The 13,032-nt window shown below is 70.8% G+C and carries 11 protein-coding genes; 4 read left to right on the forward strand and 7 right to left on the reverse strand.

What is annotated here, in order from left to right:
- Positions 1-143: 143 nt before the first annotated feature.
- From DK427_RS02235 to DK427_RS02250, 4 genes are all read right to left on the reverse strand, one after another.
- Entirely contained in the window at positions 144-689 is a 546-nt protein-coding gene (locus DK427_RS02235; protein WP_109949836.1) for an adenine phosphoribosyltransferase, read from the reverse strand.
- Positions 690-770: 81 nt separating this feature from the next.
- Entirely contained in the window at positions 771-1,565 is a 795-nt protein-coding gene (locus DK427_RS02240) for an inositol monophosphatase family protein (RefSeq protein ID WP_109949837.1), read from the reverse strand.
- Positions 1,566-1,719: 154 nt separating this feature from the next.
- Complete coding sequence (locus DK427_RS02245; protein ID WP_109949838.1) at positions 1,720-2,874, reverse strand: AI-2E family transporter; 1,155 nt, start codon at positions 2,872-2,874, stop codon at positions 1,720-1,722.
- Positions 2,875-2,909: 35 nt separating this feature from the next.
- Positions 2,910-3,407 (reverse strand): molybdenum cofactor biosynthesis protein MoaE, encoded by a 498-nt coding sequence (locus tag DK427_RS02250; protein ID WP_109949839.1) that lies wholly within the window; start codon positions 3,405-3,407, stop codon positions 2,910-2,912.
- A 168-nt stretch (positions 3,408-3,575) separates the two neighbouring features.
- Here DK427_RS02250 and DK427_RS02255 point away from each other — a divergent pair, with 168 nt between their 5' ends.
- Together DK427_RS02255 and DK427_RS02260 are read left to right on the forward strand one after the other, a co-directional pair.
- The gene (locus DK427_RS02255; protein WP_109949840.1) at positions 3,576-4,595 is read left to right on the forward strand and encodes a gamma carbonic anhydrase family protein; all 1,020 of its coding nucleotides are present in this window, start codon (positions 3,576-3,578) and stop codon (positions 4,593-4,595) included.
- 173 nt (positions 4,596-4,768) lie between these two features.
- Positions 4,769-5,983, forward strand: a complete 1,215-nt coding sequence (locus tag DK427_RS02260) for an NADP-dependent isocitrate dehydrogenase (protein WP_109949841.1) — start codon at positions 4,769-4,771, stop codon at positions 5,981-5,983.
- A gap of 327 nt (positions 5,984-6,310) precedes the next feature.
- Here the strand turns inward: DK427_RS02260 and DK427_RS02265 are convergent, their stop codons facing one another.
- On the reverse strand, positions 6,311-6,709 hold the full coding sequence (locus DK427_RS02265) for a VOC family protein (RefSeq protein ID WP_109949842.1): 399 nt from the start codon (positions 6,707-6,709) through the stop codon (positions 6,311-6,313).
- A gap of 11 nt (positions 6,710-6,720) precedes the next feature.
- A complete protein-coding gene (gene ydiJ / locus DK427_RS02270; protein ID WP_109949843.1) occupies positions 6,721-9,789 on the reverse strand; it encodes a D-2-hydroxyglutarate dehydrogenase YdiJ in 3,069 nt (1,022 codons plus the stop codon).
- A 250-nt stretch (positions 9,790-10,039) separates the two neighbouring features.
- Between ydiJ and DK427_RS02275 the strand changes: the two genes are divergently transcribed.
- A complete protein-coding gene (locus tag DK427_RS02275) occupies positions 10,040-10,693 on the forward strand; it encodes a PepSY domain-containing protein (RefSeq protein WP_109949844.1) in 654 nt (217 codons plus the stop codon).
- A gap of 210 nt (positions 10,694-10,903) precedes the next feature.
- Here DK427_RS02275 and DK427_RS02280 read toward each other — a convergent pair whose 3' ends face one another.
- Positions 10,904-11,695, reverse strand: a complete 792-nt coding sequence (locus DK427_RS02280) for a helix-turn-helix domain-containing protein (RefSeq protein WP_109953947.1) — start codon at positions 11,693-11,695, stop codon at positions 10,904-10,906.
- Positions 11,696-11,798: 103 nt separating this feature from the next.
- Here DK427_RS02280 and DK427_RS02285 point away from each other — a divergent pair, with 103 nt between their 5' ends.
- A complete protein-coding gene (locus DK427_RS02285; protein WP_109949845.1) occupies positions 11,799-12,995 on the forward strand; it encodes an MFS transporter in 1,197 nt (398 codons plus the stop codon).
- Positions 12,996-13,032: the final 37 nt, after the last annotated feature.

Raw genomic sequence — 13,032 nt, forward strand, 5'->3', positions numbered from 1 at the left:
CATACCCCGGCAGGTTATCGATTCCGAGCTGGAAGAGAACTCAACTCAACAACCTCGGGTGGCAATTCCGTCTCGCAACCTGCGAAGCGACGACGCGCCGCCGGCCCCGCGCCGGAGCCCTGCGGGAAATGGTCAGGCGTTCCTCAATGCCCCTCGAACTCCATCAGGGTTCGGACCGGCACGCCGAGGTCGCGCAGGCGCTGCCCCCCCCCGATCTCCGGCAGGTCGATGACGAAGCACGCGGCCACGATCTCGGCGCCCATGCCGCGCAGCAGGTTGATCGCCGCAGTCGCGGTGCCGCCGGTCGCGATGAGGTCGTCCACAAGCAGCACCCGGTCGCCGGGCTTCACGGCGTCGACGTGGATCTCGATCTCGTCGGTGCCGTATTCCAGCGCGTAGGCCATCGAGACGGTCTTGTGCGGGAGCTTGCCCCGCTTGCGGATCGGCACGAAGCCCGAGGAGAGCTGGTGGGCGACCGCGCCCCCCAGGATGAAGCCGCGTGCCTCGATGCCCGCGACCTGATCGATGCGCCCGCCTGCGAAGGGATGGACCAGCGAATCGACGGCCCGGCGGAAGGAGCGCGGATCGCTGAGCAGCGTCGTGATGTCCCGGAAGATGATGCCGGGCTTCGGATAGTCCGGAATCGAGCGGATCGAGTCCTTCAGCGCGGCGTGGCGGCGGGCTTCCATGGGGCGAGGACTCTCCTCAAGGCATCCTGTTGCGGCGACGGCCATAGAGCAGACCGCGCCGGCTGGCGAATCGGAGAGCGCTCAGCCCTGAGCCTTGCGCAGGATGGTGAGCAACTCGCGCTGGAGCGTCTCGTTGCCGGCGCAGACAGAGCGGGAGGCGAGCGGCTCGGCCGCCCCGTCCGCCGCGGTGACGAAGCCGCCGGCCTCGCGCACCAGGATCACGCCGGCCGCGAAATCGTAGGTCTGGAGGTCGCGCTCCCAGTAGGCGTCGAGGCGCCCGCAGGCCACGTAGGCGAGGTCGAGCGCCGCCGAGCCCATGCGGCGGGTGCCGCCCGAGACCGCCATCACGGCCGCGATCTCGCGCAGGAGCCGCGGATGGTTACCGCGCCCGAGATAGGGCGTGCCGTAGCCCACGAGTCCGTCCGCCATGTCGATGCGGCCCGAGACGCGCAGGCGCCGGTTGTTGAGGTAAGCGCCCTTGCCGCGCTCGGCCACGAACAGCTCGTCCTTGACCGGATCGTAGATCACGCCGGCCACGATCTGGCCCTCGCGCTCCAGCCCCACCGAGATCGCGAAATGCGGGATGCCGTGCAGGAAGTTCGAGGTGCCGTCGAGCGGATCGACGTGCCAGGTGTGGCTCTTGTCGGTGCCCTCGATCAGCCCGTTCTCCTCCAGAACCAGGCTGTAGCCGGGGCGCGCCTTCATCAGGGCGTCGCGCAGGACCTCCTCGGCCTTGCGGTCGGCCGCAGAGACGAAGTCACCGGGCCCCTTGCGCGAGACCTGAAGGTTCTCGACCTCGCCGAAGTCGCGGCGCAGGCCGCGGGAGGCCTTGCGCACGGCATCGACCATCACGGTCATCAGGGGAGACGAGATCATCGCGGACGTCCGGTTGTGCAAAGAGCGTTGGCCGCCCGTTAAACGCTCACGCGCACGGAATCGAGCCCCCGGCCCGCATGGGAGCCATCGCGGGAGCCATCGCGGGAGCCATCGCGCGGCCGGAGCGACTTGGAGCGGGCGGGCGGCGCCGGCCTCAGCCGTCGGCCGGCTCGCCCAGCGTGTCCTCCACGTAGAGCTGCTCCAACAGCACCTTGATCACCGCCATCAGGGGCAGCGCCAGGGCGATGCCCCAGAGGCCGAAGATCACGCCGAGGAGCAGCTGCCCGGCGAAGATCGTGGCCGGCGGGATGTCCAGCGCCCGCTTCTGGATGAAGGGCGTCAGCCCGTAGCTCTCCAGGCACTGCACCGCGAGGTAGACGCCCATCGCGCCGAGCACCCCGTTGAGGCCCGAGCCGAGGCTCGCCAGCAGGATGATGACGCCCGCCACCAGCGGGCCGATGGTCGGCACGAAGGCGAGCAGCCCCGCCTGCAGCCCGAGGATCAGCGCGCCGCCGATCCCCAGGACGGTGAGCCCGGCCCACGTGCAGAGGAAGATCACCGCCATGGTGAGGAGCTGGCCGAACAGCCAGTGCCGCAGGGTCTCGCCCGCGCCGTCGAGGACGGCCGTGCCCCGCGGGCGCTTGCGCGGCGGCACGAAGCGCAGCAGCCCGTCGCGGTAGCTGCGGGGATCGGCCGCGAAGGCGAGGCCGAGGAACGCGATCACCGCGACGTTGCCGAGCGCGTTGAACAGGCCCAGCACCACTGTGGCGGCGGGACCCAGGAAACTGCCAGCATCGGAGATCAGCGAGCCGGAATTCTTCAGGATGCTGCTGGCGAAGCCGCCGAGGCCGCCCTTGCCAGGCTCCCTCTGGTCCTTGTCGGATCGATCCTGGTCCGCGGCGGCGCCCTCGCCCGGGAACGGCACGTCGATGCCCCGCTGCTGCAGCCAGTCCTTCACGGTGCCCGCCTGAGCACCGACCGTCTGGCCGAGCTCGCGCCCCTGCTGCGCGATAGTCGCGCCGCCCAGGCCCGCGAAGCCCGCGACCGCGGCGGCCAGCACGAGGCTGGCGAGCGCGAGCCGCAGACCGCGCGCGATCGGCAGGACGTGGCCGAGGCCGCGCGTCAGCCCGTCGAGGAAGACCCCGAGCAGCATCCCGGCGAAGATCAGGAGCAGCGTGTCGGCGGCCATCCAGGCGAGCGCCAGGGCGACGCAGAAGCAGACCACGCCGATGCCCGAGAGCGCCAGCGGGCCCGCCCCCCGCCAGGGCCCGACCGGCCCGCGCAGGGCCTCCGTCCCGTCCTGCGCCATCGTGCTCCGCTCCCGTCGCCCCGTCGTGCCCGCGCTCATGCCCAGCGCTCCGCCGCCGCGTCGTCGGCCTCGGTCGCCTCGACCCAGCCGCCCGTGGTGCCGTCGGCGAGATGCTCGCGCTTCCAGAAGGGCGCGCGGGTCTTCAGGTAATCCATCAGGAAGGTCGCGGCCTCGAAGGCGGCGACCCGGTGGCTCGACGCGGTGATCACCAGCACGATCCCGTCGCCGGGCGCCACGAGCCCGTGCCGGTGCACCACCCGCACCGCCTGGAGCGGCCAGCGCGCGCGGGCCTCCTCCACCACCCGGCCGATCTCCGCCTCGGCCATGCCCGGATAGTGCTCCAGCTCCAGCCCCTTCAGCCGCCCGCCCTCGTCCCGGCACAGACCCGTGAAGGTGACGACGGCGCCGGCCCGGCCGCCGTGCTCCGCCTCGACCCGGGCGATCTCGGCGGCCACGCAGAAGGGCTCGGCCTGGATGCTGACGGGATCGGGCGCGGGATCAGGCAAGAGATCGAGCGGGGGAGACGCAGGCATGCACACTCAACGCGCGGCGGGGGCTGTCCGGCCCCGAGCCTGACACCCGGGGCGCGGGCGGCTATATGGCACGGCGGGCGCCCCGGTGCAGGCCCGCCGCCCCATCATCTGACGAATCGTTCGCCGCCGTGGACCGGCCTGCGCGGACCAGCCCGTGAGGACGAGCCCGTGAGCCCCGACCTGATCCTGCCCTACGAGGGTGTCCTGCCGGACTTCGCGAGCCGCCCGGTCTGGTGCGGCCGGGGCAGCACCGTGATCGGCGCCGCGCGGATCGGCGCCCAGGCCTGGATCGGCGACGACGGCGTGATCCGGGCGGACGGGCAGAGCGTCACGGTGGGCGAGCGCTTCTGGCTCGGGCCGCGCTCGACCGTGCACATCGCGACCTTCACGCACGGCACGGTCTGCGGCGACCGGGTGACGGTGGGGCGCAACAGCGTGGTCCACGCCTGCACCGTGGGCTCCGACGTGGTGATCGAGGACGACGTGGTGATCCTCGACGGCGCCACGATCGGCGACGGCGTGGTGATCGAGGCGGGCACGACCGTGTTCCCGCGCGCGAGCCTCGAATCCGGCTTCGTCTACGGCGGCAGTCCAGCCAAGTCCCGCCGGCCGATCGACCGGGCGGGCGTCGCCGAGCGGGCCGAGCGCCTGCGCGAATCGATGAGCGACAATCCGCCGAGCCCGGCGCCCGAGCCGCACGAGGCCGACGAGACGGTCTTCGTCGCCCGCACGGCGCGCCTGCGCGGGCGTGTCGGACTCGGGGCGGGGGCGAGCGTGCTGTTCTCCTGCGCGCTCGACGCCGAGGTCGGCCCGATCGTGGTGGGGGCCGACACCAACATCCAGGACAACACCGTGATCCGCACCCGCGGCGAGGGCGTGGTGATCGGGCGCGACACCACGATCGGCCACAACGTGCGCGTCAGTGACAGCCGCATCGGCGCCCGCTGCCTGATCGGCATCGGCGCCGCGGTCGCGCCCGGCACGGTCATCGCCGACGAGGTGATGCTGGCGGCCGGCGCCACCACGGATCCGGGCCAGCTGCTCGAGGGCGGCCACCTCTGGGGCGGCCGGCCGGCGCGCATCCTGGGGCCCCTCGACGCCGAGAAGCGCGCCATGATGGCCCGCATCGTCGAGGGCTACTGCCGGCACGGACGGGAGTACCGGGTGGCGCAGGTGGAGGCGGAGTGACCGTGGGAGGCACCACCTGACATCCCCCCGAGCCTGTCATCGGGCCTGCCCCCGCGCCTTTCCCCCTGTTGCGGCGCACGCTATGCACGGCCCCGTTCGCGGCATCCGGCTTGCCTGGAGGCCGCCCGGAAGGCCCGTTGGAGAGGCCTGAGGCTCAGGAAGGCGCTCGGATCATGGCGAAGATCAAGGTGGCGAACCCCGTCGTCGAACTCGACGGCGACGAGATGACCCGGATCATCTGGTCCGAGATCAAGAACAAGCTGATCCACCCCTATCTCGACGTCGATCTCGAGTACTACGACCTGGGCGTCGAGCACCGCGACGCGACGAACGACCAGGTCACGGTCGATGCCGCCAACGCGATCAAGCGCCACGGCGTGGGCGTGAAGTGCGCCACCATCACCCCGGACGAGGCCCGGGTGAAGGAGTTCGGCCTCAAGGAGATGTGGAAGTCGCCCAACGGCACGATCCGCAACATCCTCGGCGGCGTGATCTTCCGCGAGCCGATCATCTGCAAGAACGTGCCGCGCCTCGTCCCCGGCTGGACCCAGCCGATCGTCGTCGGCCGCCACGCCTTCGGTGACCAGTACCGCGCCACCGATTTCAAGGTCCCGGGCAAGGGCCGCCTGTCCATCAAGTTCGAGGGCGACGACGGCACGGTGATCGAGAAGGAGGTGTTCAAGTTCCCGGACGCCGGCGTCGCGCTGTCGATGTACAACCTCGACGAGTCGATCCGCGACTTCGCCCGCGCCTCGCTGAACTACGGTCTCAACCGCAAGTACCCGGTCTACCTGTCCACCAAGAACACCATCCTGAAGGCCTATGACGGCCGCTTCAAGGACCTGTTCGAGGAGGTCTACCAGAACGAGTTCAAGTCGCGCTTCGACGCGCTCGGCATCGTCTACGAGCACCGCCTGATCGACGACATGGTCGCCTCGGCGCTGAAGTGGTCGGGCGGCTACGTCTGGGCCTGCAAGAACTACGACGGCGACGTGCAGTCGGACACGGTGGCGCAGGGCTTCGGTTCGCTCGGCCTGATGACCTCGGTGCTGCTGACCCCCGACGGCCAGACAGTGGAGGCCGAGGCCGCCCACGGCACGGTGACCCGCCACTACCGCGAGCACCAGAAGGGCAAGGAGACCTCGACGAACTCGATCGCGTCGATCTTCGCGTGGTCGCGCGGCCTCGCGCACCGGGCCAAGCTCGACGGCAACGCCGAACTCGCCACCTTCGCCGACACGCTGGAGAAGGTCTGCATCGACACGGTCGAGGCGGGCTTCATGACGAAGGACCTCGCGCTTCTCGTCGGCCCGGACCAGCGGTGGCTCTCCACCACCGGCTTCCTCGACAAGGTCGACCAGAACCTCAAGACCGCGATGGGCGCCTGATCCCAGGCACCACGCGAACGGAGAAGGGCCGGCGGAGCGATCCGCCGGCCCTTTCTCGTTGCCGGAGTTTTTGGACGCTGCGGCAGCGGCGGCTCCCCCCTCCCCGCTGTGCGGGGAGAGGCCCGCGGGCACCTTGTCGTGCCCGCGGGAAGCGCAGGCGAAGCCGGAGCGGCGGTGAGGGGGCTTGAACGGAGGAGGCTCTTCCGGAACCGCTCCCTCACCGTCGCCTGCCGGCTCGCTCCAGCGACGACAAGGTCGCCGAAGCCCTTTCCCCTCACAGCGGGGAGAGGGAATTCGCGGTGGCCGAACGACCGAGACGGCCGCCGTTCAGGCCTTGCCGCCGCGCTCCAAGAGTTCGATCCGCACGCCGTCCGGACCGTCGAGGAAGGCGGTGCGCAGAGCCGGGTTCACCTGCGTGAGCGGGATCGCCAGCGGGACGCCACGCGCCTCCAGATCCGCCAGAGCCGCGTCGATGTCGGCCACCCGCAGCCCGATATGCTCGATGCCGCGATGCGGCGGCACCGCCGCCGAGGCGATATCGGCGGGGGCCTGCTCGATGAAGACCCGCAGGCCGCCGAGATCGAGCACCACCCGGCTCACCGGGTCGCCGACGCGCCCCTCCTCCCGCGCGCCGAAGACCGCGACGTAGAAGCCCGCCGCCGCCACCGGATCGCGGCTGCGCAGGTGCACGTGGTCGATGCTGTAGCTGAGGCGGGTGGCGTCCATCGTGTCCTCGTTCAGGCGGCGCGCTTCGGCGCCTGGTCGGCCGCGGCGACGGGCGCGTGCGCCCGCACATGGGCGAGCAGCGCCTGCACCGGGTGCGGCAGGGCGCGGCCGTCGATGAGCTTGGCCTGACAGCGGCAGGAATAGCCGTCGGCCAGCAGGGTGCCCTCGGGGCTCTCGGCGACGTGCCGGGCCCAGCTTTGGCCGTAGATCAGCTCGGAGGTGGCGCGGTTGGCGGCCTCGTGCCCGTAGGTGCCGGCCATGCCGCAGCAGCCGGCGGCCGGGACCTCCAGGGGCAGGCCCAGATGCGCGAACAGGGCCTGCCAGTCCTTCACGGCGGCCGGCGCGTTCGTGCGCTCGGTGCAGTGGGGCAGGAGCCGCAAGGGGCAGCCTGCCGGGCGCGGCACGATCGCGTCGAGCCGGGCGGCGAGCCATTCCTGCACCAGCCGGACCTTCGGAACCTCCTCGGGCCCCAGCGCCCCGGCATATTCCGAGCGATAGGTCAGCGTCATCGAGGGATCGACGCCGACGAGCGGCACGCCGGTCGCCTCAAGCGCCCGCAGCATCCGGGCGTTGGCCGCAGCGATCTCGCGGAAGCGGGCCAGGAAGCCGTGGACATGGGCCGGCTTGCCGTTCGGGCGGAACGGGGCGAGCCAGGGCCGGAAGCCCAATTCGATCAGCAGCGCGCAGAGATCGGCGACGACCGGCGCCTCGAAATGACTGGTGAAGGCGTCCTGCACCACCACGACCGCGCGCGTCCGCTCGGCCTCGGACAGGGCGCGCAGGGCCTCGGGCGTCGCGGTCCGCACGCCGAGCCCGGCGAGCGCCGGGGCGAGCGGACTCGAGAAGGCCGGGATCGCCACGAGCCCGATCCGGCGCAGCACCGCTTGGCCAAACGGGTTGCGGGAGAGCAGGTTGCTCAAGGCGGGCGCCCGCCCCGCCAGCGGCAGCAGCGGCTCCAGCGCGGCCACGACGTGGTCCTTCAGCGGCCGCGGGTAGCGCTGATGGTAGAGCGCCAGGAACTTCGCCCGGAAGCTCGGCACGTCGACCTTGATCGGGCAGGAGCCCGTGCAGGACTTGCAGGCGAGGCAGCCATCCATCGCCTCCTTCACGGCGTGCGAGAAGTCCTCCCCCTGCGACCGGGGCCGGAGAGCGCCCCGCAGGGTGGCGGCGAGCGGTGCGAGCCAGCCGGGCCGCTCGTCGCGCAAGGACGCGGCCGGGTCGATGCCCGCGGCCGCGGTCCGGCGCAGCCACTCGCGCATCAGCGAGGCGCGGCCCTTCGGCGAGTGGCGCCGCTCGCGCGTCGCCTTCCAGGACGGGCACATCGCCTCGTCCGCGTCGTAGCTGAAGCAGGCGCCGTTGCCGTTGCAGTGGAGCGCCTCGTCGAAGGCCGCCCGCACGTCGCGCGGGATGGTGCGGTCCAATTCGCCCCGCAGCGGCACGGCATCGATCGCGGTGAGCGCGGCGCCCCGCGCCGAGGCGATCTTGCCGGGGTTGAGCCGATCGCCCGGGTCGAAGGCGCGCTTGACCGCTTCCAGCGCCGGCACCAGCGGCCCGAACACGCCAGGCACGAACTCCGAGCGGAACCCCTTGCCGTGCTCGCCCCAGAGCAGGCCGCCGTACTTGGCGGTGAGCGCGACCACGCCCTCGGTGACCTCGCGGATCAGCCGCTCCTGTCCTTCGTCCTTCAGGTCGATCGCCGGGCGCACGTGCAGCACGCCCGCATCGACGTGGCCGAACATGCCGTAGCGCAGGCCCCGGCCGTCGAGGAGCGCGCGGAACTCGGCGATGTAGTCGGCGAGCCGCTCAGGGGGAACGGCGGTGTCCTCCACGAAGGGGATCGGGCGCGCGTCGCCCTTGACCGCGCCGAGGAGGCCGACCGCCTTCTTGCGCATGGTCCAGAGCCGCTCGATCGCTGGCCCCCGCGCGACCGTGAAGCCGATCCGGACCGGGCTCGCGTCGGATCCGAGCATGGCGACGAGGCGGCCGAGCGCGGCCTCGACCTCCTCGTCGGCGGCGCCGACGAACTCGACGAGGTTGATGCCGTCGACCCGGCGGCCCGCCGGATCCTCGGGGAAGAAGGCCTGCACGCCGGCCCAGCCCGGATCGTTCCGGGCCAGACCCAGCACAGTCGAGTCGATGGTCTCGACGGAGGCCGCACCGAAGGGCAGCAGCGCGCGGGCGTCGCGGAGCGCCGCGTCGAAATCGACGTAGCTGAGCGCGACGAGCGCGGCGGCCCGCGGGATCGGCAGGACGTTGAGCCGGGCCTCGGCGATCAGCGCCAGCGTCCCTTCCGAGCCGCAGACGAGGCTCTTCAGGTCGAGCCCGCCGGCCTCGCCTCGCGCGTGGGCGAGGTCGTAGCCCGTGAGGCAACGGTTGAGCTTCGGAAAGCGCTCGGCGATGAGCGCGGCGTTCTCGGTGACGACCGCATCGACCGCCCGGTGGATCGCGCCGGCCCGGTCGTCGCGGGCCTTCGCGGCGGCCAGCGCCTGCGCGTCGAGGTCGCGCGCCTCCAGCACCGTGCCGTCGGCGAGCACGCAGGTGAGTCCGAGGACGTGGTCGCGGGTCTTCCCGTAGAGGCAGGAGCCCTGGCCGCAGGCATCGGTCGAGATCATGCCGCCGATCGTCGCCCGGTTCGAGGTCGAGAGCTCCGGGGCGAAGAACAGGCCGTGGGCCTTGAGCGCCGCGTTGAGCTGGTCCTTCACCACGCCGGGCTCGACGCGCACGGTGCGCCGCTCCGGGTCGATCTCCAGGATGCGGGTCATGTGGCGCGAGCAATCGACCACGAGGCCGGGGCCGAGCGACTGGCCGTTGGTGCCGGTGCCGCCGCCGCGCGGGCGCACGACCACCTCGCGGAAGCGCGGATCGTCCAGCAGCTTGCCGATCCGCACGAGGTCGTCGCGGTCGCGCGGGAAGGCCACCGCGCCGGGCTCGACCTGATAGATCGAGTTGTCGGTGGCGAAGACCGCGCGGTCGGCCTCGGTCAGGGAGAGGTCGCCCGAGAAGCCGCGGGCCGCGAGTTCCGCGCAGAAGGCGGTGTAGAGCGGCAGGGCCTCGGCGGGGCGGGTCAGGACCGGGATCATGGGCTGGCGATCGGATCGGGCGGCCGGTTCGGGTCCCGGACGCGCCCGGGGTCCCGGCGCGGCGATTCGGTTCCGCGGCCGGCTCTCTGGCGACCCGCAATGCCAAGCGCCGCGGGCCGACGCAACCCCGCCCCGCGCCGCATGGATCCGCGGCGGATACGAGAAATTTCCTGAGGCTCCGCACCGCAACCAAGCGGGCTTGCGGGCCGTTCAGGGTGCGCAACACCAACCCGACAACGGGAGCCCCGCCATGAAGACCACCGCGTTCCGCCTCACCGCCGCCGCCGGCCTGCTCGCCCTGTCGGCCGGCCTCGCCGCCGCGCAGACGACCACGACGACCCCGGCCCCCTCCACCACCACGAACCCCGACCTGACCAAGAACCCCGAGAATACCGGCCGCGCGCCCACCGCGACCGAGGCCACCAAGTCGAACGACGGCAACCTGAAGGAGTGGCAGGTCGCCAAGTCCGCTAAGATCGGCCTCGCCCAGGCGATCGCCACCGCCGAGGCCAAGGCCGAGGACAACGAGAAGGGCAAGGCCATCGACGCCGATTTCGAGAAAGCCGACGGCAAGAACCCGGCGCACTACTCGATCAAGGTGGTGTACCCGAGCGGCAAGCTGGTCGAGCACGGCGTCAACGCCGACACGGGCGAACTCTACAAGTCGGAGAACCAGCCGTTCGAGCGCTACTTCACCCGCCTGAAGGTCAGCGATTTCCAGAACGCCAAGGTCTCGCTCAAGGACGCGATCGCGCTGGCCGAGCAGAAGGCCGCGGGCGGCAAGGCCTACGAGGCCGAGGTCGAGCGCGAGGGCAACGCCGTCGAGTACGAGATCAAGGTCGCTCTCACCGACCGCGAGCAGGAGATCAAGGTCGGTCCGGACGGCAAGGTCAAGAACGACTGACTATTTTCGTCGTGGAGTTGCGGGCGCCTCGGAGACGGGGCGCCCGCTGCCATTTCGGTCAGGGCCCGCGTCCAGCCGGCCAGGCTGGATGTTGAAACGCGGAGAGGTGCGCCAGATCGGCTTGGCCTTTGTGAAAGCCTGCTGAGGGTGGGTAGCGGAAGCCAACAGATCGCCTCAAAGCGGACGTTCTGCCTCCGACCCTACTCAGAATCAGGAATCGACGAACGAGATGCTCGGAAGCGGTCGTGCATCGGTAGATTGCTTCGGTAGTAAAGCCTCTGTCCGTCCCCGCAGGGCTTGAATGCTGCGGTAGCCGACTGAAGCCGCTACTTGGCGCGGTGACCATCCATCAGCGGCGAGAGCTAACGCCCGCACCACCCTCGCCCTGGCCCGCCATTGATCGAAGGTCAGGCCCGTCTCGCTGCGGAACCTCCTTGTCAGTGTGCGGCGGCTGAGGCCGCAATGATAAGCCCACGCGTCGAGGTCGAGGTCCGTCGCGGGGGCCTTAATGAGGCCGAGGCAGATCCGGCGTAGGCGGCTGTCCTTCGGCAGGGGCAAGGTCAGCTGCGTCTCTGGTGCCAGCTGTATCTCGTCGAGCACCAGGGCCGCGAGATGCCCGCCGCGACCCGCTTCATTGTACAGGACCGGTTCGGCCCCGAGGGACGCGAGAGCGGCGGCGAGCAAGGACGAGACTTCGATGACGCGGGCCTTGGCGGGGAAATCTCGCACCGCCTCCGCGGCCAGATAGGCTGTGCACATCGAGACCGCCCCGTGCATGGCCACCGAATGCGTCAACTGTGGAGGTATCCAGAGGGCATGGCCCTCGGGGACGACCCAAGTCCCGTCCTCAGCGCTGGCCATCATCAAGCCCGCGGTGGCGTAGAGCAGTTGCGCCCGCTTGTGGCAGTGGGGATCGATGCGGCTGCTGGCGGCGTAGGCCTTGGGCATCACCGCGACGGCGCGGGGGACGTCCTGATAATCCTCCGCCCGCGTCGACCGCATGGTGCCCGCCCCGTCCACTTTGGCCCGATCGCGTACAACTTCGGCCCGACCGCTTGCAACGGGTCAGGTATAGGCGGGCAGGCTCACTAGAGATGCCTGACCCATGAACGCCGAGATCCTCTCCCGCCGGACCCTGCGCTTCGTCAACGTTGCGCACGCCCTCGACCATTTCGTGCTCCTCATCTACCCGACCGCCGTCATCGCCATCGCGGCCCAGACGGGCCTCGGCTACGGTGAACTGATTGGGCTCGCGACCGGCGCTTTCGTCGCCTTCGGGCTCTGCTCGCTGCCGATGGGCTGGCTCGCCGACCGGTTCGGCCGCCGCACCATGCTGGCGATCTTCTTCTTCGGCTACGGCCTGTCCTGCCTAGGGGTGGCGAGCGCGGGCAGCCCGACCGCCTTTGCGTTCTGGCTCTGCGTGCTGGGGCTCGCCTCGGCGATCTACCATCCGGTCGGCTCGGCGATGCTTGTCACCCATGCGACCCGCCTCGGCCGCGATCTCGGCATGAACGGGGTCTGGGGCAATGCCGGGGCCGCCACCGCTTCCGGGGTGACGGCGTTGCTCGCCTCCGGCCTCGGCTGGCAGGCGGCCTTCATCGTGCCCGGCCTGCTCTGTCTCGGCTGCGGCGCGGCCTTCCTCGCCCTGGTGCCCGGGGACGGGGAGGGCAGCCGTGGTAAGGGAGAGGGCGCTCCGGTCATCGCCGTGGCGCGTCCGATCCCCCTCCTCATCGTCTTCGCCTTTGCTATCATCGCGGGCGGGATGACATTCAACATCACCACCATCGCTCTGCCGAAGGTCGTGGACGAGCGGGTCGGTGCGGCGCTTCCCCTTGCCCTGATCGGCTCGGTCGCGACCCTCGTCTTCGCCTTCGGCGCTCTAACCCAGCTGGCGATGGGTCGGCTGATCGATCGCTACAGCCTGCCGACACTCTTCCTCGGTCTGTCGATCCTGCAGCCGGTCGGGCTCGGCATCGCCGCTGTGAGCACGGGCCTGCCGATGCTGGCCGGCCTAGTGCTGACGATGGCGGCGCTCTACGGGCAGGTGGTAATCAACGACGCGATGGTGGCGCGCTACGTGCCAGCGGCCTACCGGACGAGGGCCTACAGCGTGCGCTACTTCCTGGGATTTACCGTGAGTGGCTTCGTCGTACCGATGATCGCAGTCCTGCACGATCGCGGCGGTTTCGGACTTGTGCTTGGCATTGCGGCGAGCTTTGGCGCGGTCATCTTCGCCTCGGCTTTTGGCTTCTTCGCGCTGACGCGAGTGGCGGCAAAGCGTCCCCTCGTCCCAGCCGCGTAGCAACGTGGTACGTCACCAGGGTGCGGATCAACCGTTG

This window comes from Methylobacterium radiodurans, from assembly GCF_003173735.1.
Classification (GTDB): Bacteria; Pseudomonadota; Alphaproteobacteria; order Rhizobiales; family Beijerinckiaceae; genus Methylobacterium; species Methylobacterium radiodurans.

What these genes read in the sequence shown, in the direction of transcription:
- DK427_RS02235 (WP_109949836.1), bottom strand. Translation starts at nt 689, where the DNA reads ATGGAAGCCCGCCGCCACGCCGCGCTGAAGGACTCGATCCGCTCGATT.
- DK427_RS02240 (WP_109949837.1), bottom strand. Translation starts at nt 1,565, where the DNA reads ATGATCTCGTCTCCCCTGATGACCGTGATGGTCGATGCCGTGCGCAAG.
- DK427_RS02245 (WP_109949838.1), bottom strand. Translation starts at nt 2,874, where the DNA reads ATGGCGCAGGACGGGACGGAGGCCCTGCGCGGGCCGGTCGGGCCCTGG.
- DK427_RS02250 (WP_109949839.1), bottom strand. Translation starts at nt 3,407, where the DNA reads ATGCCTGCGTCTCCCCCGCTCGATCTCTTGCCTGATCCCGCGCCCGAT.
- DK427_RS02260 (WP_109949841.1), top strand. Translation starts at nt 4,769, where the DNA reads ATGGCGAAGATCAAGGTGGCGAACCCCGTCGTCGAACTCGACGGCGAC.
- DK427_RS02265 (WP_109949842.1), bottom strand. Translation starts at nt 6,709, where the DNA reads ATGGACGCCACCCGCCTCAGCTACAGCATCGACCACGTGCACCTGCGC.
- ydiJ (WP_109949843.1), bottom strand. Translation starts at nt 9,789, where the DNA reads ATGATCCCGGTCCTGACCCGCCCCGCCGAGGCCCTGCCGCTCTACACC.
- DK427_RS02275 (WP_109949844.1), top strand. Translation starts at nt 10,040, where the DNA reads ATGAAGACCACCGCGTTCCGCCTCACCGCCGCCGCCGGCCTGCTCGCC.
- DK427_RS02280 (WP_109953947.1), bottom strand. Translation starts at nt 11,695, where the DNA reads ATGCGGTCGACGCGGGCGGAGGATTATCAGGACGTCCCCCGCGCCGTC.
- DK427_RS02285 (WP_109949845.1), top strand. Translation starts at nt 11,799, where the DNA reads ATGAACGCCGAGATCCTCTCCCGCCGGACCCTGCGCTTCGTCAACGTT.